The sequence below is a fragment of the Streptomyces tauricus genome, from assembly GCF_014650955.1.
GTDB lineage: Bacteria > Actinomycetota > Actinomycetes > Streptomycetales > Streptomycetaceae > Streptomyces > Streptomyces tauricus.
In genome coordinates this window covers 288,566-307,935 of the sequence record NZ_BMVY01000006.1, presented here as the reverse complement: position 1 = coordinate 307,935, position 19,370 = coordinate 288,566, and the positions used below count along the sequence as shown (strand labels likewise).

Annotated in this window: 18 protein-coding genes and 1 pseudogene; 7 read left to right on the top strand and 12 right to left on the bottom strand. The window is 72.2% G+C overall.

What is annotated here, in order from left to right:
* Nucleotides 1–83: 83 nt before the first annotated feature.
* From IE278_RS13545 to IE278_RS13535, 3 genes are read right to left on the bottom strand one after another with little or no spacing between them, the layout of a single operon-like run.
* The gene (locus IE278_RS13545; RefSeq protein ID WP_189771972.1) at nucleotides 84–704 is read right to left on the bottom strand and encodes a GNAT family N-acetyltransferase; all 621 of its coding nucleotides are present in this window, start codon (nucleotides 702–704) and stop codon (nucleotides 84–86) included.
* Between the two features lie 8 nt (nucleotides 705–712).
* Entirely contained in the window at nucleotides 713–1,219 is a 507-nt protein-coding gene (locus IE278_RS13540) for a Zn-ribbon domain-containing OB-fold protein (protein ID WP_189771970.1), read from the bottom strand.
* Nucleotides 1,219–1,668, bottom strand: coding sequence for a DoxX family protein (locus tag IE278_RS13535; RefSeq protein ID WP_189771968.1), 450 nt, complete (start codon nucleotides 1,666–1,668; stop codon nucleotides 1,219–1,221). The genes IE278_RS13540 and IE278_RS13535 overlap by 1 nt, the downstream gene beginning before the upstream one ends.
* Nucleotides 1,669–2,078: 410 nt before the next feature.
* Between IE278_RS13535 and IE278_RS13530 the strand changes: the two genes are divergently transcribed.
* Complete coding sequence (locus IE278_RS13530; protein ID WP_246570302.1) at nucleotides 2,079–3,227, top strand: flavin-containing monooxygenase; 1,149 nt, start codon at nucleotides 2,079–2,081, stop codon at nucleotides 3,225–3,227.
* Between the two features lie 110 nt (nucleotides 3,228–3,337).
* Here the strand turns inward: IE278_RS13530 and IE278_RS13525 are convergent, their stop codons facing one another.
* The 3 genes from IE278_RS13525 to IE278_RS13515 are packed head-to-tail and all read right to left on the bottom strand — an operon-like array spanning nucleotide 3,338 to nucleotide 4,763.
* Nucleotides 3,338–3,988 carry a TetR/AcrR family transcriptional regulator gene (locus IE278_RS13525; protein WP_189771965.1) on the bottom strand — a complete coding sequence of 217 codons (651 nt, stop codon included), beginning with the start codon at nucleotides 3,986–3,988 and terminating at the stop codon, nucleotides 3,338–3,340.
* A gap of 23 nt (nucleotides 3,989–4,011) precedes the next feature.
* Entirely contained in the window at nucleotides 4,012–4,587 is a 576-nt protein-coding gene (locus IE278_RS13520) for a hypothetical protein (protein WP_189771963.1), read from the bottom strand.
* A 32-nt stretch (nucleotides 4,588–4,619) separates the two neighbouring features.
* A complete protein-coding gene (locus IE278_RS13515; RefSeq protein ID WP_189771962.1) occupies nucleotides 4,620–4,763 on the bottom strand; it encodes a hypothetical protein in 144 nt (47 codons plus the stop codon).
* Here IE278_RS13515 and IE278_RS13510 point away from each other — a divergent pair.
* The 4 genes and pseudogenes from IE278_RS13510 to IE278_RS13495 all read left to right on the top strand — a co-directional run bounded on the left by IE278_RS13510 (nucleotide 4,762) and on the right by IE278_RS13495 (nucleotide 9,907).
* Nucleotides 4,762–5,421: pseudogene (locus tag IE278_RS13510) on the top strand (SRPBCC family protein). The gene IE278_RS13515 and the pseudogene IE278_RS13510 sit on opposite strands and share 2 nt — an antisense overlap.
* 285 nt (nucleotides 5,422–5,706) lie before the next feature.
* A complete protein-coding gene (locus IE278_RS13505; protein ID WP_189771960.1) occupies nucleotides 5,707–7,944 on the top strand; it encodes an acetate--CoA ligase family protein in 2,238 nt (745 codons plus the stop codon).
* A 519-nt stretch (nucleotides 7,945–8,463) separates the two neighbouring features.
* Nucleotides 8,464–9,183, top strand: coding sequence for an enoyl-CoA hydratase/isomerase family protein (locus IE278_RS13500; protein ID WP_373311988.1), 720 nt, complete (start codon nucleotides 8,464–8,466; stop codon nucleotides 9,181–9,183).
* A gap of 46 nt (nucleotides 9,184–9,229) precedes the next feature.
* The gene (locus IE278_RS13495; RefSeq protein WP_189771958.1) at nucleotides 9,230–9,907 is read left to right on the top strand and encodes a flavin reductase family protein; all 678 of its coding nucleotides are present in this window, start codon (nucleotides 9,230–9,232) and stop codon (nucleotides 9,905–9,907) included.
* Here IE278_RS13495 and IE278_RS13490 read toward each other — a convergent pair.
* A complete protein-coding gene (locus IE278_RS13490) occupies nucleotides 9,897–11,147 on the bottom strand; it encodes an MFS transporter (RefSeq protein WP_189772064.1) in 1,251 nt (416 codons plus the stop codon). The two genes, IE278_RS13495 and IE278_RS13490, sit on opposite strands and share 11 nt — an antisense overlap.
* Before the next feature lie 239 nt (nucleotides 11,148–11,386).
* Between IE278_RS13490 and IE278_RS13485 the strand changes: the two genes are divergently transcribed.
* A complete protein-coding gene (locus IE278_RS13485) occupies nucleotides 11,387–12,424 on the top strand; it encodes a GlxA family transcriptional regulator (RefSeq protein WP_189771956.1) in 1,038 nt (345 codons plus the stop codon).
* 237 nt (nucleotides 12,425–12,661) lie between these two features.
* Here IE278_RS13485 and IE278_RS13480 read toward each other — a convergent pair whose 3' ends face one another.
* From IE278_RS13480 to IE278_RS13470, 3 genes are all read right to left on the bottom strand, one after another.
* Nucleotides 12,662–13,711, bottom strand: a complete 1,050-nt coding sequence (locus IE278_RS13480) for a Zn-dependent alcohol dehydrogenase (RefSeq protein WP_189771954.1) — start codon at nucleotides 13,709–13,711, stop codon at nucleotides 12,662–12,664.
* 4 nt (nucleotides 13,712–13,715) lie between these two features.
* Entirely contained in the window at nucleotides 13,716–14,858 is a 1,143-nt protein-coding gene (locus IE278_RS13475; RefSeq protein ID WP_189771952.1) for an acyl-CoA dehydrogenase family protein, read from the bottom strand.
* 95 nt (nucleotides 14,859–14,953) lie between these two features.
* A complete protein-coding gene (locus tag IE278_RS13470; RefSeq protein ID WP_189771950.1) occupies nucleotides 14,954–15,883 on the bottom strand; it encodes an SDR family NAD(P)-dependent oxidoreductase in 930 nt (309 codons plus the stop codon).
* A gap of 101 nt (nucleotides 15,884–15,984) precedes the next feature.
* On the opposite strand from IE278_RS13470, the gene IE278_RS13465 reads away from it, so the two are divergent.
* Complete coding sequence (locus IE278_RS13465) at nucleotides 15,985–16,911, top strand: cyclase family protein (protein WP_189771948.1); 927 nt, start codon at nucleotides 15,985–15,987, stop codon at nucleotides 16,909–16,911.
* A gap of 501 nt (nucleotides 16,912–17,412) precedes the next feature.
* Here the strand turns inward: IE278_RS13465 and IE278_RS13460 are convergent.
* Together IE278_RS13460 and IE278_RS13455 are read right to left on the bottom strand one after the other, a co-directional pair.
* Nucleotides 17,413–17,931 (bottom strand): ATP-binding protein, encoded by a 519-nt coding sequence (locus tag IE278_RS13460; protein WP_189772062.1) that lies wholly within the window; start codon nucleotides 17,929–17,931, stop codon nucleotides 17,413–17,415.
* 515 nt (nucleotides 17,932–18,446) lie between these two features.
* Nucleotides 18,447–19,367 (bottom strand): acyl-CoA dehydrogenase family protein, encoded by a 921-nt coding sequence (locus IE278_RS13455; protein WP_189771947.1) that lies wholly within the window; start codon nucleotides 19,365–19,367, stop codon nucleotides 18,447–18,449.
* Between the last annotated feature and the right edge of the window lie 3 nt (nucleotides 19,368–19,370).

Here is a 19,370-nt window from a genome sequence, read left to right as displayed (position 1 = left end):
GGCCGTATCCGCCCCGCCCGGACGTACCCACCGCGCCAGGCCGCCGTGGATCACTACGGACCACTACGGACCACTGTGCACCGCTACGGCTGCACGGGCTCAGGCTCAAGATCCGCGGGCGGGTCCGTGGCCAGCCGGGCGTGCAGATGCACGTCCCGGAAGGTGTCCAGGCGCCCCGCCTCGAACATCGCCCCGCGCAGGGTCCCCTCGTAGGGATACCCGCACCGCTCGGCGATCCGGCACGACGCCTCGTGGCCGAGCGCGTGTCCCAACTCCAGCCGGTGCAGGCCAAGTTCCTCGAAGGCCCAGCGTGAGGCCAGGGCGAGGGCACGCGTGGCCACCTGCCGGCCGCGCGCCTCGGGGAGCACCCAGTAGCCGACGCGGGCGACCCGTATGACGTGGTCGATGTCGTTGATCCCGATGTGCCCGAGCGGTACGCCGCCGGTCGCGTCGGTGACGCGGAAGGAGGCGCCCACCCCCTCCTGTGCCGCCTTGATCCGTGCCGCCATCGACTCCTGCGCGTCGACGCGGTCCTCTATCGGCCTGAGCGGCGTGTTCCACCGCTGGAACTCGGGGTCGAGGTATCCCCGCAGCCACGCCTGGACGTCCTCCTCGGTGTCCGCGTCCCAGGGGCGGAGCCACAGGCCGTAACCGTGGATCTCGGGACGGGGCAGGGAGCCGGAGGACTCGTACACGTCGGTCATCGAGCCATTCAACAACGGCCCACGCCGGAACCGAACGAGGGGTCGGGCCGGAACACCGGAACCACGACCGCGCCCGCCGCCCCGCCCTTCGCCTCACCCGCCGCCCCTCCCTGCGCCCTTCCCGCCTCCGCCTCCGCCCGGAAGGTCACCTCCAGCGCCATCCCCACCCGCAGGTCCGCCTCCTCGCACTCCACCACCTCGGTCATCATCCGCGGCCCCTCCGCGAGGTCGACGACGGCGGCGACGTACGGGGTGCGGGCCCCGAAGGGCGGCAGGTCGTTGCGGTGGACGACGGACCAGGTGTAGAGCGTGGCGCGACCGCTCGCCCGCTCCCAGGTCACGGCCTCGCTCCAGCAGTGCGGGCAGAACTCGCGCGGGTAGTGGTGGGCGCGCCCGCACGCGCCGCACCGGCGCAGCAGCAGCCGCCCGTCGGCGGCGGCGTCCCAGTAGGGTCGGCTGAACGCGTCGATCTCCGGCAGGTCGAAGCGGGCCGGTACGCCGGAGCCGGCCGCCATCAGAAGAGCCCCAGCGCGCTGTCCAGGGACCACGTCTGCCAGGACATGCCGAACAGCGCCACCAGGGAGATGAGGGCCATCATCGTGTTCTGCCCCTGCTCGGCCCAGTCGTGGATCATCAGCACGAGGTAGAGGAGGTTGAGCAACAGGCCGCCGACCAGGGCGATCGGGGTGAGGAAGCCCACGACGAGGCCCAGGCCGAGGGCGAGTTCCGCGTACACGACGACGTAGGCCATCGTGCGCGGCCGGGGCGCGACCACCACGTCGAAGCCGCTGCGCACCGTGTTCCACCGGTGCTTCGCGGCGACGTCGGCCGCCCACGCGATCCCGGTGCCCCGCTCGAACCAGCCCTTCTTGTCCTTGTGCCGCCAGCTCTCCAGCCACCACAGCCCGAGCCCGACCCGGAGCACGGCCATCCACTCCGCCCCGGTGAGCCAGATCGCGTCCATGGCACCGCACCCCTCCCGAAACCGTGGATCCGACCGTAGATCTGACGGTACGTCAGTTCAGCGCACCGGGCGCGGGTGCGCAAGAGGCCTACGACCACCCGTCCCGCCGCCGCCACCTCCCCTACCGCACACACGCATGTGGTCTACGACACAAACCTCACACACCCCTCCTACAGCCGTGATCAATTCGCAACCGATTCCGGGCTTGACCGAGACCCATCAAGTGACCACGTGCATACGCTCGGCACATGGCCGACTCTCCCGACCCGACGTCTCAGGCATCCGAGGCGTCCGAGACATCCGAGGCACCCCGGACACCCGGGGCGTCCGAGGCACCCGCACCGACCCCGTCGGCTTCGCCGGCACCACCGGCACCGCCGACGGCAGCCGCGCCGCAGCAGGACCGACCCGTGTACGTCATCGGGGGCGGCCCCGGCGGTCTCGCGGCGGCGCACGCGCTGCGCGCCCGGGGCGTACGGGCCGTCGTGCTGGAGAAGTCCGACCGGGTCGGCGCCTCCTGGCGACGGCACTACGACCGGCTGCGGCTGCACACCACGCGGCGGCTCTCCGGGCTGCCGGGCCTGCCGATGCCGCGTTCGTTCGGGCGGTGGGTGGCACGTGACAACGTGGTGCGCTATCTGGAGAAGTACGCCGAGCACCACGAACTGGAGATCGTCACGGGCGTCGAGGTCTCCCGCGTGCAGCCCTCCGCCGACGGCACCGGCTGGCTGCTGCACGCCACCGGCGGGCGCGAGCTGACCGGCAGCGCGGTGGTCGTCGCCACCGGCTACAACCACACGCCGTACGTACCCGACTGGCCGGGCCGTGACGGGTACACGGGCGAGCTCCTGCACGCGGGCGAGTACCGCAACCCCGCCCCCTACGCCGGGCAGGACGTCCTCGTGGTCGGGGTGGGCAACACCGGCGCCGAGATAGCCGTGGACCTCGTCGAGGGCGGCGCGTCGCGCGTACGTCTCGCCGTGCGGACCGCGCCGCACATCGTGCGCCGCTCGACGGCCGGGTGGGCGGCCCAGTACACCGGCATCCTCTGCCGACGGCTGCCGGTCGCGCTGGTGGACCGGCTGGCCGGGCCGGTGGCCAGGCTCAGCGTTCCGGACCTCTCCGCGAAGGGACTGCCGCGGCCCGACACCGGGCTGTACTCGCGGGTGAAGGACGGGTCCATCCCCGTGCAGGACGTCGGCCTGATCGACGCCGTCCGCAAGGGCCGGGTCGAGGTCGTGGCCGCGGTCGAGGGCTTCGAGGACGGCAAGGTCGTCCTCGCGAACGGCGACCGCGTCGGCCCGGACGCCGTGATCGCCGCGACCGGCTACCGGCGCGCCCTGGAGGACGTCGTCGGCCACCTCGACGTACTCGACGGACGGGGCCGCCCGGTCGTCCACGGCGCCCGCGCGCCGAAGAACGCGCCCGGCCTGTACTTCACCGGCTTCACCAACCCCATCAGCGGCATGTTCCGCGAACTGGCCATCGACGCCGAGAAGATAGCGAAGGCGATCGCGCGCGACGCCGGCCGGAGGAACCCGTCCCGCATCGCGCACTGACCGCCAGTGACCGCCACTGACCGGCACCGACCGGCACTGACCGCCGTCGGGCGCCGCCGCTCGCACCACTCCGCAGTGCTCGTCCGCACGGCCTGTCCTGCTCGTCCCGGCTACTCGCCCTCGTCGGCGGTGAAGTGCGCGAGCGTGGTGATGACCCGTTCCTCGATGTCCGGCGGCCAGGGGAACGAGGGGGCGACCGCCCGCTGGTGGGCGAGTCCGTGCAGCCCGAGCCAGAGCGCGACCGTGTCGGCGGGCACGTCCGTACTGGTGGCGCAGCCAGCGGTGACGCAGTCCTGGAGGGCCTCGGCCAGCCGCCGCATGCTCGCCTCGCCGAGCGCGCCGAGGTCCTCCGCCGTCACGGAACTCGCGTCCGGGTCGGGCATCCAGAACCCGCCGAACATCGTGCGGTAGCGCCCCGGGTGGGCCACGGCGAACCCCAGATACCCCTGGCACAGGGCCGTGAGCCGCGCGCGGGGCGTGTCGTCGGCGGCGTCCAGGGCCGCACCCAACCGCTCGTCCAGCTCGGCGAAGGCGTTGCGTACGACGGCCAGCATGATGGCGGGCTGATCGGGGAAGTGGCGGTAGATCGAGGGGGCGGCGATGCCCACCTTGCGGGCGACGGAGCGCAGGGTGATGGCGCTCTCGTCACCGGTCTCGTCGAGCAGGCCGACCGCCGCCGCCACGATCTCGTGACGCAGACGGTCACCCTCCCCCCGGCGGTTGCGGACGCGGACGGGTGTCGCTGAGGTGTCGTCTCCCATGCCGTTACCTTACAGCGCGAAACTTAAGGGCGTTCGCCTTGCGGTGGACCGACGAGTAACCCCTGGCCGGCCGACATCGTCCAGGGGTCGCCTTCCCCCTCTCCCACCTGGCGTGCCCCCGCAGCACCTGCCAGGAACTCGCGGAGGAGGTCGCCGTTCGCGACGGCCTGCCGGGCCGCGGCGAGCGCGGCCGGGTACTCGCCCAGGCCGTTGTGCAGCACGGCCGCCGCCCAGTGCGTGGTGGCGATCAGCTGCCCGGCGCCGCTCACCGCCGCCGCCTCGGTGGCCGACTCGAACAGGTGCAGCGCCTCCTGGCGACGGCCGCGCAGCGCGGCCAGTTGCAGCCGGTCGTACGTCACCGGGGGCCCGCCCACCGCGTCCGCGATGGCCTCCGCCTCGGCGATCGCCGCCATCGCCTGCCCGAGGTCGCCGGACAGCACCGCCCAGGAGGTCAACTGGGCGAGGCCCAGGCGCAGTACGAGCGGCGAACCCGACTCGCGGCCGGTCCTCATCAGCCACTCGGTGATCGCCGCGTGGGTGTGCGGGTCCCACAGTTCGGCGGCCGGCACGACGGCGAGTGCGGGCCGCCGGGTCCACATCGGGACGCCGTCGCCTTCGAGGGCGCCGCGGATCAGCGGGACCGCGGCCCGGTGTCCTCACCGCGCAGGACCGGCGCCCCGCCCAGCCCCTCGCGGGCGGCACCGGTCAGCTCGTCCATACGCGTCATCTCGGCCTGCCTGCCGATGAGTTGACCGGGAGAGGGAGCCGCCTTCATGGCGCACAGGTCAGGCGAGCCGCCGCCACCCGGGCGGGCGGCCCCTCGGCGGGCGCGGGCCGCCGCCGTGACGGTCACGGCCGCACTCGCCGCCGTCGGCATCCTCGTGAGCACCGGCCCCGCCCAGGCCGCCCCCGCCCGGACGGGAACCGCGCAGCAGACCGGCGGGCTCCGATGCCAGGGCAAGGGCGTGGACCCCGACGCCGTCATCCGCTACCGGAGCGACATCGATCAAGGCTCCGCTGAGCACCGTCTTCAAGCTGCAGACCGACGTCGAGGGCCGGCCGTCGCGGCAGGCACCGGTCCTCTCCGCGCGGGCTCGCAGTTCCGGTGGACGACCCCGGCACCGGCCACCCCCAGCACACCCGAGACCACGCTGAACATCACCTCGACCGTCCGCCAGCTCGACCGCAGTTCCTGCATCCGGTGGAGCGGCCCCGCGGTCGGCGAAGGACTGCGCATCGACGAGGGCGTCCACGTCTGGAACTTCACCAAGGTCAAAGGCGGCGTACGCGTACGGACCGGGGAGACCTGGACCGGCGACCAGGTCGAGGCGGACGCGCCCCTGGCGACCGCGATGCTCGGCGCGGAACTCGAAGAGTGGCTGCGCGAGCTGAAGACGACCGCGGAGGCCCGTAGCGGCGGACCGTGCGCCTGACCGCCCGACGGCACGGCACCGCTACCGCCACCGCAGGACCGAGCATCAAGTACCCAGCACCAGGCCCCAGGCACCAAGCACCAAGCACCAAGCACCAAGCACCACGAAGGATGCATGACGCAGGACGGCAGGACGGCAGGACGGCAGGACGATGTGGCGGCCACACCTGTGGCCGCCACAAGTTCTTTGCATGCAGACCCGTTCCTGACGTGGCGTCAGTTCAGTAATCTGGCCTGATCTGACACTGCGTCAGTTCTTGGCAGCCACACAGGAGCGGGCGGACCGATGCTTGGATCAACCCACGGCACCCTCACCACCGACTCCCGCCGGGCCCGGGTCATCGCCTGCGGCGAGCAACCGGCCCCTGCCGTGCACGGCAGGCCGGCCGCCACCGACGACCTCGACGTCAGCGGCCGGCCGCTGTACGCCGGCGTACCCGATCTGGACCGCTTCTTCCGCCCCGAGTCGGTGGCCGTCGTCGGCGCCTCGGACGCCGAAGGGCGACCGAACACCGGCATCACCCGCCAACTGCTGGCCTGGGCCGAGCGGGTGGGCGCCCGCCTGCACCCGGTGCACCCGACCCGCGAGTCGGTCTTCGGCCTGCCCTGCGTCCCGTCGGTCGCGGAACTGCCGGACCAGGTCGACCTGGCGGTACTGCTGGTCTCCGACCCGCTCCCCGTGATCGAGCAACTCGCCGAGACCAAGGTGCGGTTCGCGGTCGCCTTCGCCTCCGGGTTCGCCGAGACGGGAGCCGTGGGCGCCGCCGCGCAGGCCAGGCTCGCCGACGCCGTACAGCGCTCCGGACTCCGCTCGGGTCTGCGCCTGCTCGGCCCGAACACCAACCTCAACGCCTTCGAGGAGTTCCGTACCGACCTCGACGGGCCGGCGATCGCGCTGATCACCCAGTCCGGCCACCAGGGCCGCCCGGTCTTCACCTTGCAGGAACTGGGCATCCGCGTCTCCCACTGGGCACCCACCGGCAACGAGGCCGACCTGGAGAGCGCCGACTTCATCTCCTACTTCTCCGAGCAGCCCGAGGTGGGCGCCATCGCCTGTTACGTCGAGGGGTTGAAGGACGGCCGCTCCTTCCTCCTCGCCGCCGACCGGGCCGCCCGGCGCGGGGTCCCCGTCGTCGCGGTCAAGGTCGGCCGCACGGAGACGGGCGTGCGTACGGCCGCCTCCCACACCGGCAAACTGACCGGCGCGGACGCGGTGGTGGACGCCGCGATGCGCCAGTACGGGGTCGTACGCGTCGACGGCCTCGACGAACTCCAGGACACCGCGGCCCTGTTGGCGCGCGCCCGCCCGCCGTCCGCCGACGGGGTGGCCGTCTACTCGATCTCGGGCGGTACGGGCGCCCACTTCTCGGACCTGGCATCGGCGGCGGGCCTGCGCCTGCCGGCCCTCTCCCCCGCCAAGCAGGCCGAACTGCATCAGTGGATACCCGAGTACCTGGACGTCACGAACCCGATCGACAACGGCGGCCACCCGGTCGGCGACCGGCGAGGCCGCAAGATCATCGACGCGATACTCGCCGACCCGGCCGTCGGCGTACTGATCTGTCCGATCACGGGCCCCTTCCCGCCCATGAGCGACAAGCTCGCGCGGGACCTGGTGGACGCGGCGGAGGAGACGGACAAACTGGTGTGCGTGGTGTGGGGATCACCGGTCGGCACCGAGCCCGCGTACCGCGAGACCCTGCTGGGCTCCTCCCGCGTGGCGACGTTCCGCACCTTCGCGAACTGCATCACAGCGGTACGCGCCCACCTGGAGCACGCCCGCTTCACCGCCTCCTACCGCTCCCCCTTCGACGAGGCCCCGCGCACCCCGTCCCCCTCCTGCCGCAAGGCCCAGGCACTGATGCGGCCGGGCAGCAGGCTGAGCGAACACGCGGCGAAACAACTGCTGCGGGCGTACGGGATCCGGGTGCCGCGCGAGCAGTTGGTGACCAGCGCGGCGGCGTCCGTACGGGCGGCCGGGCTGGTCGGATACCCGGTCGTCATGAAGGCGTCCGGCGCGCGGCTCGCCCACAAGACGGAACTCGGCCTGGTGAAGATCGGCCTGACCTCGGCCAGCCAGGTACGGGACGCGTACCGGGAGCTGACCGACATCGCACGCTACGAGGACGTGTCGCTCGACGGGGTGCTGGTGTGCCAGATGGTGGAGCCGGGTGTCGAGATGGTGGTCGGCGTGACGCACGACGACCTCTTCGGTCCGACGGTGACGGTGGGGCTGGGCGGGGTTCTCGTGGAAGTCCTGCGGGACACGGCGGTGCGGGTGCCGCCGTTCGGCGAGGACCAGGCGCGGTCGATGCTCGACGAGTTGCGCGGGCGGGCGCTGCTGGACGGTGTCCGGGGGCGTCCTCCGGCGGACCTCGACGCGCTGGTCGAGGTCATCCTGCGCGTCCAGCGGATGGCCCTCGAACTGGACACGGAGCTGTCCGAGCTGGACATCAACCCCTTGATGGTCCTGCCCCGCGGGCAGGGGGCCGTGGCCCTGGACGCGCTGGCATCCTGCCGCTGACTCCGGCGCGGGACGGCGATGCCTCCCACGACCCCACCCACACGGCGGAACCCCACCGGGGGGCAACCGGGGGCACGCTCGCATGTGCGCCCCGACGATGGCTGACCGCGCAGTTCCCCGCGCCCCTGAATCCCCAAAAGTCACACGCGCCCACATCGGCGCCCCAGTCACAGCTGAACGCGCAGTTCCCCGCGCCCCTCAAAACCCAAAAGCCACGCACACCCACACCTGCGGCCCAGTCACGGCTGAGCGCGCAGTTCCCCGCGCCCCTGAAAGCGGGGCTGCGCCCCAGCTTTCATCTCCAGGCGCGAGCAGAACGACGCGCTGCTGCGCAGCCAGCCCCCACCGACCCGCACCCAACAACCCACCCCGACCCCAACCCCCCAGGGGCGCGGGGAACTGCGCAACAAGCACCCCCCAACCCGCACCCGACAAACAACCCCACCCCCGGAGCCCCAGTTGCTGAAACACACGTTCAAGAACAACGTCTCCTGGATCACCCTCAACCGCCCCGAGGCCATGAACGCCCTCACCCCCACCCAACGCGACCACCTCATCCGCCTCCTGGAGGGCGCGTCCGCCGACCCCGACACCCGAGCCGTGGTCCTCACAGCAACAGGCCGCGGCTTCTGCACAGGCGCAGACCTACGCGCAGGCCCACCCCCCAACACCCCCCTCCCCGGCGACATCTCCCGCGTCATCCGAACCGGCGCCCAACGCCTCATCACCGCAGTCCTGGACTGCGAGAAGCCGGTGATCGCCGCAGTGAACGGCACCGCGGCCGGCCTGGGCGCCCACCTCGCCTACGCCTGCGACCTGATCCTCGCCGCGGAATCGGCCAGATTCATCGAGGTGTTCGTCCGCCGCGGCCTCGTCCCCGACGGCGGCGGCGCCTACCTCCTCCCCCGCCTGATCGGCCCGCAACGCGCGAAGGAGCTGATGTTCTTCGGCGACGCCCTGACCGCCGCGGACGCACACCACCTCGGCCTGGTGAACCGCGTGGTCCCGGACGAGGAGCTGGAGGCCACGGCCCGCGCCTGGGCCGAACGCCTCGCCACCGGCCCCACCCGCTCCCTCGCCTTCACGAAGCAACTGGTGAACGCCTCCCTGGACTCCGACCGCGCCACCGCGTTCCGCGCCGAGGCCGCCGCCCAGGAGATCAACATGACGACGTCGGACGCCACGGAAGGCGTAACGGCGTTCGTGGAGCGCCGCACCCCGGACTTCACCGGCCGTTGAACGCCCCTTCCCATCTGACGCCCCGTCACCTTCAATGGAAGGCGTGATGGGACACGCAGGAATGGCCGCGGCAGCCGTCCGCTACCTGAGGTCGGCCGGGAGCCCCAGGACCGCGCAACCGGTCGAACCACTCCCCCGCCCCGACCTGCGCGCGGTCGCCGACGACGAACGCGCCCCGATCGACCCGGCCGAATTCCGCCGCGTACTCGGCAACTTCGCAACAGGCGTCACCGTGATAACAGCCCCGGCCCCGCCGGCCGACCCGGAGACCACAGGCGCCACCCCCTCGGGCTTCGCCTGTCAGTCGTTCGCCGCGCTCTCCCTCGACCCACCCCTGATCACGTTCATGGTCGCGCGTACGTCGACGACCTGGCCGCGTATCGCCCGCGCGGGCGTCTTCTGCGTGAACGTCCTCGGCGCGCACCAGGGCGACCTGTGCCGCGGCTTCGCGGTCAGCGGCGCGGACAAGTTCGCGGGGGTCGCCCACGAACCGTCGCCGGTCTCCGGTTCGCCCCGCCTGGCCGGCGCCACCGCGTGGATCGACTGCACCGTCCACGCGGTCCACCCGGGCGGCGACCACCTGATCGTGGTGGGCAGGGTGAACGCCCTGGGCACACCCGACACCGACACCGAAGCCGAAACCGGCACGGGCGCGGGCACCGGCACCGAGCCCCTCCTCTTCCACCGCGGCCACTTCGGCGGCTTCGCCCCGTTCACGGGCTGAGGACGACCTTCCCCGGCACCGCCCCGCCGCGCCGGATCACCAGCGCCATCAGCGCGGCCACGGCGCACAGCGCCCCGGAGGCGTACCACATCACGTCGTACTCGCCGAAGGTGTCGCGGACGACTCCGCCGAGGAAGGCGACGAGGGCGGCGCCCACCTGGTGGGAGGCGAGAACCCAGCCGAAGACGATCGCGCTGTCGTCGCCGAACCGGTCACGGCACAGGGCGATGGTGGGTGGCACGGTGGCGACCCAGTCGAGTCCGTAGAAGACGATGAAGAAGATCATCGGCGGGTGGACCGAGGGGCCCAGCAGCAGGGGCAGGAAGAGGAGCGAGACGCCACGCAGGGCGTAGTAGACCGCCAGCAGCCGGCGCGGGTCGAAGTGGTCCGTGAACCAGCCGGAGGCGATCGTGCCGACGACGTCGAAGACGCCGATGACGGCGAGCAGCGAGGCGGCGGCCGTGATGGGCATGCCGTGGTCGTGGGCGGCGGGCACGAAGTGGGTCTGGATCAGGCCGTTCGTCGAGGCGCCGCAGATCGCGAAGGTCCCCGCGAGCAGCCAGAAGGGCCCCGTGCGCGCGGCGGAGAGGAGGACCTTCACCGCTCGACGCGCGGCCCCCGGCACGGGCGGCGGCTTCTCGACGAACTCCGTCGCCCCGTACGGCTTGAGGCCCACGTCCGCCGGATGGTCGCGCAGCAGGAGCCAGACGAACGGCACGACGACGAGCGCCGCCAGGGCCACGGTCACGGCGGCCGGACGCCAGTCGTGCTCCTCGACGATCCAGGACAGCACGGGCAGGAAGATCAACTGGCCGGAGGCGGAGGCGGCGGTGAGGATGCCGGTGACCAGGCCGCGCTTCTCGGTGAACCAGCGGTTGGTGACGGTCGCGGCGAAGGCGAGGGCCATCGAGCCGGACCCCAGGCCCACGAGCAGCCCCCAGCACAGCAGCAGCTGCCAGGCCGCGGTCATCCACACCGTGGCGCCGGAACCGACCGCGATCACGACGAGGGCGAGCGCGACGACCCGCCGGATGCCGAACCGGTCCATCAGCGCGGCGGCGAACGGCGCCGTGAGCCCGTACAGCGCGAGGTTGACGGAGACGGCGAGGCCGATCGTGCCGCGCGACCAGTCGAACTCGTCGTGCAGCGGGTCGATCAGCAGGCCGGGCAGCGAACGGAAGGCCGCCGCGCCGATGATCGTCACAAAGGTGACGGCGGCGACGAACCACGCCCGGTGCACCCGCGCACGCCGCCGCCGCCCGGTCGCGTCGGTTCCGAGATCCTGCGCTCGGGCTGTGGTTCCGGAGTCCCGCGCCTGCGCTCGGGCTTCGGTTCCGGAGTCCCGCGCGTCGGTTACCGGGTCCTGCGCGGCTGCCGCCTCACCCGCGGCGTCGGTTGTCTGTGTCACGTCACCGAGCTTCGGTCCTCGGCCCTCCCCGAACGAGTGGCCCGAAGGACAGCATTCGCTAGGATCGGGCCATGGGTACGCACACGCCGGACACCCCGCCCCGTCGGCACCGGGTCGTCGTCCTCGCCCTGGACGGCCTCCTCCCCTTCGAGCTGGGCATCCCGCAGCGCATCTTCGGACGCGCCAAGGACGCCCAGGGCCGCAGGCTGTACGACATCGTCACCTGCTCCGTCCGGCCGCCGGGCCCGGTCGAGACGGACGCCGACTTCTCCGTGCTGGTCGAGAACGGCCCCGAGGCCCTGGCCACCGCCGACACCGTCGTCATCCCGGCCTCGTACGAGCTGGGCCCGGTCCACGACGAGGGCGTGCTCACCGACGACCTGGCCGCGGCCCTCGCCCTGGTCCGGCCGGGCACCCGGCTCGTCTCCATCTGCACGGGCGGGTACGTCCTCGCCGCCGCCGGACTCCTCGACGGGCGCCCGGCGACCACGCACTGGGCGTCCGCCGAACACTTCCAGCGCCTCTTCCCGAAGGTGCGGGTCGACGCCGACGTGCTGTTCATCGACGACGGGGACGTGCTCACCTCCGCCGGGGTCGCGGCGGGCATCGACCTGTGCATCCACATCGTGCGCCGCGACCACGGGACCGCGGTCGCCAACGATGTGGCCCGCCGCACGGTCGTGCCTCCGCACCGTGACGGCGGCCAGGCGCAGTACATCGAACGGCCGGTGCCGGAACCGCAGTTGGCGACGACGATCAGGGCGCGTGCCTGGGCGTTGAGGCGGTTGCACGAGCCGATCCAGTTGCGGGACATGGCTGTGCAGGAGGCGATGTCGGTACGGACGTTCACGCGGCGGTTCCGGGAGGAGGCGGGGGTCAGCCCGGGGCAGTGGATCACCCAGCAGCGGGTCGAGCGCGCCCGTCATCTGCTCGAATCCACGGATCTGTCGATGGACCAGGTCGCGGCGGACGCGGGTTTCGGCACGGCCCAGTCGATGCGCCAGCACCTCCAGTCCGCCCTGGGAGTAACCCCCACGACCTACCGCCGAACCTTCCGCCACCCCTCTTCTCTCGCCCCCGCCGCCCCTACCCACCCCGTCACCCCATAGGGGCTCCGCCCCCAAACCCCCGCTGCGCCGTTCCCCGCGCCCCTAAAAGGGGCGCGGGGAACGGCGCAATCTTTTGTTTTCAGGGGCGCGGGGAACGGCGCAATCTTTTGTCTTCAGGGGCGCGGGGAACGGCGCAATCTTTTGCCTTCAGGGGCGCGGGGAACGGCGCAATCTTTTGCCTTCAGGGGCGCGGGGAACTGCGCAGTCTTTTAGGGGCGCGGGGAACGGCGCAACGTTCTAGAACGTCAGAACAGCCCGGGCCGCAAGCCCGCCCCTCGCGTCAGCGACGGCTTTCTCGAACTCGTCCACCCCATACGTCTCCGTCACCAACTCGTCCAGCAACAACCGCCCCTCCCGATACATCTCCGCATACAGCGCAACATCCCGCTGCGGCCGAGCAGCCCCGTACCGACACCCGAGGATCGACTTGTCGAGGTACATGGACGAGACGACGAAGGACGCCTCGGCCCCGGCACCCGGCACGCCCAGCAGCACCGCCTGCCCCCGCCGGTCGAGCAGATCGACGGCCTGCCGTACCAGCTCCACCCGCCCGACGCACTCGAAGACGTGATCCGCCCCCGTCGGCAGGACGTCCCGCACCCCCTCCGCGGACGTGAAGAAGTGCCCGGCCCCGAACCGCCGAGCCACCCCCTCCTTCGCCGGATTGGAATCCACCGCGACCACCGTGAGCGCCCCGGCGATCCGCGCGCCCTGGATGACGTTGAGCCCGATCCCGCCCGTGCCGATGACGACCACGCTGTCCCCGTGCTCCACCCGCGCCCGGTTCAGCACGGCCCCGACCCCGGTCAGCACCCCGCATCCGATCAGGGCGGCCGACGCCATCGGGATGTCCTCGGGGATCCGTACCGCCTGCACGGCCTTCACCACCGTCCGTTCGGCGAAGGCGGAGTTGGACGCGAACTGGTACAACGGCTGCCCACCCCGCACGAACGGCCGCTGCGGCATCCCGATGGCCTTGCGGCACATGGTGGGCCGCCCCCGGTCGCACTCGGCGCACGCGCCGCAGTTCGCGAGCGTGGACAGGGAGACATGGTCGCCGGGCTCCACATGGGTGACCCCGGCGCCGACCTCCGCCACGACGCCCGCGCCCTCGTGCCCGAGCACCACGGGTACGGGGAAGGGGATGGTCCCGTCCAGCACGGAGAGGTCGCTGTGGCACAGCCCCGCCGCCGAGACCGCGACGAGTACTTCCCCGGGCCCCGGGTCCCGTACCTCCAGGTCGTCCACCACCTGCGCCTGCTTGCCGTCGAAGACCACGCCCTTCATGACCTCAGCCCTTCGCTTCCCTGGGAAGGCCGAGCACGCGCTCGGCGATGATCGTGCGCTGGATCTCGTCCGAGCCGCCGTAGATGGTGTCGGCCCGGCTGAAGAGGAACAGGTGCTGGAGGTCGTCCAGTTCGTAGGGCGCCCCGGCCGACCAGTCCCCGGGACCGACCGCCGCCCCGGCCCCCCGCACCCGCATCGCCAGTTCACCGAGCCGCTGATGCCAGCGCCCCCACATCAGCTTGGCCACACTGGGGGCGCCGCGGTCCGCCGAACTCCCCAGCGTGCGCAGGGCGTTCCACCGCATGGTGCGCAGCTCGGCCCACTGGCGTACGAGCAGATCGCGGACGACCGGGTCGTCGGCCGCCCCCGAGGCGACGGCCGCGTCCACCACCTGTGCCAACTCCTGGGCGAAGCCGACCTGCTGGGCCAGTGTGGAGACTCCGCGTTCGAAGCCGAGCAGGCTCATCGCGACCTGCCAGCCGTTGCCCTCACCGCCGACGAGATGCTCCGCGCGTGCGTGCGCCCCGTCGAAGAAGACCTCGTTGAACTCGCTGGTCCCGGTCATCTGCCGGATCGGCCGGACGTCGATCCGCCCGGGCTGGTCCATGGGTACGAGCAGAAAGCTCAGCCCGCGGTGCCGCCGCGACCCCGCCTCCGTACGGGCCAGTACGAAGCACCAGTCCGCCTCGTGGGCCAGCGAGGTCCAGATCTTCTGCCCGCTGATCCGGTACCCGTCCGCCTCCCGCACGGCCTCCGTACGGATGCCCGCGAGGTCGGAGCCGGCGCCGGGCTCGCTGTACCCCTGGCACCACAGCTCGTCCCCGGAGGCGATGGGCGGCAGGAAGCGGGCCTTCTGCTCCTCGCTCCCGTGCGCGATGAGCGTCGGAGCCAGCAGCTTCTCCCCGATGTGCCCGCTCCGCGCGGGCGCCCGGGCCCGCGCGTACTCCTCGGCCCACACCACCTGCCGCCCGATCCCGACCGCCCGGTTCCCGTACCCCTCCACCCCCCACCCGATCCCGATCCACCCACCGCCCCCGAGCGTCCGCTCCCAGCTCCGCCGGTCCCCGTCCCAGGGGACATGTCCGGCCAGCCACCGCCGAACCTCCCCCCGAAACGCCTCGTCCTCCGCGGTGACCCCGAACTCCATGAACCCCTCCACCGCCCATCGCCCGACTCGCCCAGGGGCACGGGGAACTGCGCAACAAGCCACAGCGAACCCGCACCCGCCAACCACACCAACCCCTACGGCGCCCCCTTCGGCGCCCCCTCCGCCCCGCGAGCCGCACGAGCCGCCCGCTCCATCTCCTCCACCCGCGCGAGCATCGGCATCGGATCCACCCCCACAGTCCCCGGCAGGAAGTCCGCGATCCGCTCCGGCGTCCAACCCCCCTCCGCGTACCCGGCGCGGAGCTCCCGCGGCTGTGCCCACACCGCGATCTTCGGCCCCGCGACCGTGTACACCTGCCCGGTGATGCCCTCCTCCCGGGCCCGCGCGGACAGCAGGTAGACCACGAGCGCGGCCACGTCCTCCGGTTCGCCGATCTCCGTCAGCTCCATCGGCACGTTCGCGGACATCCGCGTACGGGCGACCGGCGCGACCGCGTTCGCCGTGACCCCGTACTTGTGGAGCCCGAGCGCCGCGCTGCGGACGAGCGAGATGACGCCGCCCTTCGCCGCGCTGTAGTTGGCCTGCGAGACGGACCCCTGGTGGTTGCCGCTGGTGAACCCGATCAGCGTGCCGGAACCCTGCCTCCGCATCACGGCCGAGGCCGCGCGGAACACGGTGAACGTGCCTTTCAGATGCGTGGCGATCACCGGGTCCCACTCGTCCTCGGACATGTTGAAGAGCATCCGTTCGCGCAGGATCCCGGCCACGCAGACGACTCCGTCGAGCCGCCCGTACGTCTCCAGGGCCGTGTCGACGATCCGCTGTCCGCCCGCCATGGTGGAGATGTCGTCGGCCACCGCGACGGCCTCCCCGCCGGCCGCCCCGATCTCCTTGACCACGGCGTCGGCGACCGAACTGCTCGGCTCGGAGCCCTCGATCGACACGCCGTAGTCGTTGACGACGACCCGTGCGCCCTCGGCCGCCGCCGCCAGGGCCACCGCGCGTCCGATGCCCCGGCCCGCCCCGGTCACGGCGACGACCCCGCCTTCCAGGAAGTTCCCCACGCCCCGGCCCCTTCCCGCAGTTTCTGACGGTCCGTTAGATTTGCTCCGCAGCAGATTCTACGACCCGTCAGATACCTGGAGACAAGCCCCGGGGAGTACTCATGTCACTGCCGGCCGAGTTCCACGAGATCGCCAAGCGCGTGAACAACTGGGGGCGTTGGGGCGCCGACGACGAGATCGGCACCCTGAACCTGATCACCGACGAGGTCGTGCGCGAGGCCGCCGCGAGCGTCCGGACCGGCCGCCGTGTCCCGCTCGCGCTCCCCCTCCGCCGGGACGGCGTACAGACGGGGATGATCCCGGGCCGGGTCGATCCGCTCCACACGATGGTGCAGATCAACCAGGAGCTGTTCGGCGCCGGCACGATCGCGTGCAGCGACGACGCCGTGACGATGGGCCTCCAGGCGGCCACCCACTGGGACGCGCTCAGCCATGTCTCGCACTCGGGCAGGCTCTACAACGGCCGCCCCGCCGACACGATCACGGCCCATGGGGGTGCCGAGTTCAACGGCATCGACAAACCGGGGCACATCGTCTCGCGCGGCGTCCTGCTGGACGTGGCCCGCGCGCTCGGCGTGGAGCGCCTGGACAGCGGGCACGCGGTGACCCCGGAGGACCTGGAAGCGGCCGAGGAACTGGCCGGCGCGAAGGTCGGCCCGGGTGACATCGTCCTCGTACGCACCGGTCAGATCCAGCTCCTCCTCGCGGGCGACAAGCACGGGTACGCCTTCCCCTCGCCCGGCCTGTCCGTGCGCACCCCGGAGTGGTTCCACGCGCGCGATGTCGCGGCGGTCGCGAACGACACCCTCACCTTTGAGATATTTCCTCCGGAGATGGAGGACTTGTGGCTGCCCGTCCATGGGCTCCACCTGGTGGAAATGGGCATGCTCCAGGGCCAGAACTGGAATCTCGAAAAGTTGTCCACAGCCTGTGGAGAAGTCGGCGGCTTCACGTTCCTGCTGTCGGCGATGCCCGAACCCTTCACCGGCGGCACGGGCACCCCGGTGGCACCGGTGGCGATCCTCTGACCCACCCGAAGCGCGACGACCAAGGCCCGGCACCCCGAACACCAGACCGCCGGCACCCAACCACCCGCCCCCGAGGGCCGGTTGGCGGCGCGTCTCCCCCACGTGCGACCACGCCCGGGCGAGAGGAACCCCCACCCCATCCCGGGCGCCGCATCGCGCGCCGCCATCCGGCTCTCCGGCGCGCCCGCCCCTGGCCCCGCAGGAGCCGACGCCCGATCGCGATCCGCGCTCGCCGAGGGCTTCCGTCACCGAAGACCTCGACGTCCCCTCACGGCGAATCGCTGAACACAAGCGTGACGAAACGGACACGCCGCGTCAACACCTCTTCGGGGATTCATGCCTTTAGCGGCCTTTGTGACGTGTACGGGCGGAAGCACGGCCCGGCGCACTCGGCAGCACCGGACGCCCGGACCCCGGATGCCGTGCCACCCGTGCGCCAGTGGGCGCACCCGTGCCCGAGCGCCCGCTCCCGCGTGACGAGCCCCAGGAGGGAGCCGGTCCCTACACGGCCTCGTACGCCAGATCCCCGTACACCACCGGAGATGCCACCGGCGTCACCACCGGTGCCGCGTCGCATCCCGTCGCGAGAGTGGTCGCCGACGAACATCGGTCCACCTCGCACCAGATGCGCTTCCCGGCACCCTCGGCGCTCCAGCCCCACCGGTCGGCGAGACCGTCGACGAGTGCGAGGCCGCGGCCGTTGGTGTCGTCGCCGTCCGCGCAGCGCGGGCGCGGGGCCCGGGTGCTGGCGTCGACGACCTCCAGGCGGACGGTCGCGACGACCTCCCCGACGGCCCGCTCACCGGCTGTCGGCGCGCTCGCCGCGTCCGGCATGAACAGCCGCAGGACGGCGGGGCGGCCGGTGTGCACCACGGCGTTGGTGACCAGCTCCGAGACGAGCAGGATCAGCGTCTCCGCCAGCGGCTCGTCGGCCTCTATCCCGGAACCCGCGAGCCGGGAACGCGCCCACCTCCGGGCTCGCCCGACCTCTGCGGGGTCGGGCCGGATCTCCAGCTGCACTTGAAGCACCTGCACCGCTCACACCATCCGAACCGGCGGACACATCGCCTCGCGCCTCGCAAGGGCCACGATCGTGGTCAGAAAAGGGCTCACGGAACGTGATTCCCTCAGGAGACAGCATGGTTGACGTACAGTCACCCCAACAAGCGCTTCGGGCATATTCCAGCGCGAAGGAGTACGCGTGCGGCATACTGTGCGACGCTCGCCACGGGGAGTCGAACAGGCAGGAACGGTCCTGCTTCCTGCCCCGCGAGCGGCACGCATCGCCGGATCCGGGGCTGCCCCGGGGGCAACACCGTGATGGCCCGGCCTCAGAACCACTCGCATCCCACACAAGGTACCGGAGCAGGCCGCCGACTCCAGGCCGTGACGAGTCACGCGTAGGACACAACCCGATATCAACGCTCGGTAATTCCGGTATGCCACGTTCCGCGACTTCCGTCCCTCCGGCCCCGTCCCGGCCCTCCGCCGGATGCCACGATCAGCGGCATTCAGCGGTGTCCGGCCAGCGCGGTTCATGTCCCGGGCCGCGCAGCCGACGTCAGCAGCTCCTCCGCCAGAGCCTCCTCGGCCGCCGCGGCGCCCGCCCCGCGACGGGCCCGCGACCAGGCCCGTTTGAGGTGGAGGTGTACATCGGACTCCCAGGTGAATCCCATCCCGCCGTGCACCTGGAGGCAGTCGCGGGCCCCGCGTTCGGCGGCCTCGTCGGCCAGCAGCCGGGCCGCCGCGATGTCGAGCGGATCGCCGGTGACGGCCGCCGCGTACACCGCCGCACGGGCCACTTCCACCCGCACCAGCATCTCCGAGCACAGGTGTTTCACCGCCTGGAACGCCCCGATCGGCTGCCCGAACTGCTCACGGGCCCGGGCGTGTTGCACCGCCAGCGCACAGGTCCACGCGGCCGAGCCGAGCTGCTCGGCGGCGGTCAGCAGATCGGCGACCGGGTCGGGGGGCGCGGCGCGGGGCACCCGGTGCAGCGGGGTCAGCGGGTCGACGGACCGCAGGGCGACGGCTCCGCTCACATCGCCCCGTACGACGTCCGCCTCGTCCAGCCATTCGACGAGATCGCCGTCGACGGCGGCGACGACACACGCGCCGGAGGCCGCCCCGGGCACGTCGCCGGCCGCGAGGTGGGTGGCCACGAGCGGGCCGGGCAGCAGCGCCCGGCCGGCCTCCTCGAAGGCGAGTACCGCCTCGGGCAGTCCGAGCCCGACCCCGCCCCGCGCCTCCGGCAGCCGCAGCGCGAAGAACCCTGCCTCCCCCAACTCGCGCCACAGCGCCCGGTCGAGGCCACCGCCCGCACCCCGCTCACCGGAGCCCTCCCCTGCGCCCCGGTCCACGGCGGCCCGCAGCCGCTCCCGCCCGAACCGGCGCACCAGCAGCTCGCGCACCCCGGCCCGTAACGCCCGTTGATCGTCGGTGAGTTGGAAGTCCATTCG

What these genes read in the sequence shown, in the direction of transcription:
- IE278_RS13515 (WP_189771962.1), bottom strand. Translation starts at nt 4,763, where the DNA reads ATGAAGGCGGCTCCCTCTCCCGGTCAACTCATCGGCAGGCAGGCCGAG.
- IE278_RS13495 (WP_189771958.1), top strand. Translation starts at nt 9,230, where the DNA reads ATGGGACACGCAGGAATGGCCGCGGCAGCCGTCCGCTACCTGAGGTCG.
- IE278_RS13545 (WP_189771972.1), bottom strand. Translation starts at nt 704, where the DNA reads ATGACCGACGTGTACGAGTCCTCCGGCTCCCTGCCCCGTCCCGAGATC.
- IE278_RS13455 (WP_189771947.1), bottom strand. Translation starts at nt 19,367, where the DNA reads ATGGACTTCCAACTCACCGACGATCAACGGGCGTTACGGGCCGGGGTG.
- IE278_RS13540 (WP_189771970.1), bottom strand. Translation starts at nt 1,219, where the DNA reads ATGGCGGCCGGCTCCGGCGTACCGGCCCGCTTCGACCTGCCGGAGATC.
- IE278_RS13475 (WP_189771952.1), bottom strand. Translation starts at nt 14,858, where the DNA reads ATGGAGTTCGGGGTCACCGCGGAGGACGAGGCGTTTCGGGGGGAGGTT.
- IE278_RS13505 (WP_189771960.1), top strand. Translation starts at nt 5,707, where the DNA reads ATGCTTGGATCAACCCACGGCACCCTCACCACCGACTCCCGCCGGGCC.
- IE278_RS13480 (WP_189771954.1), bottom strand. Translation starts at nt 13,711, where the DNA reads ATGAAGGGCGTGGTCTTCGACGGCAAGCAGGCGCAGGTGGTGGACGAC.
- IE278_RS13465 (WP_189771948.1), top strand. Translation starts at nt 15,985, where the DNA reads ATGTCACTGCCGGCCGAGTTCCACGAGATCGCCAAGCGCGTGAACAAC.
- IE278_RS13500 (WP_373311988.1), top strand. Translation starts at nt 8,464, where the DNA reads ATGAACGCCCTCACCCCCACCCAACGCGACCACCTCATCCGCCTCCTG.
- IE278_RS13485 (WP_189771956.1), top strand. Translation starts at nt 11,387, where the DNA reads ATGGGTACGCACACGCCGGACACCCCGCCCCGTCGGCACCGGGTCGTC.
- IE278_RS13535 (WP_189771968.1), bottom strand. Translation starts at nt 1,668, where the DNA reads ATGGACGCGATCTGGCTCACCGGGGCGGAGTGGATGGCCGTGCTCCGG.
- IE278_RS13525 (WP_189771965.1), bottom strand. Translation starts at nt 3,988, where the DNA reads ATGGGAGACGACACCTCAGCGACACCCGTCCGCGTCCGCAACCGCCGG.
- IE278_RS13520 (WP_189771963.1), bottom strand. Translation starts at nt 4,587, where the DNA reads ATGTGGACCCGGCGGCCCGCACTCGCCGTCGTGCCGGCCGCCGAACTG.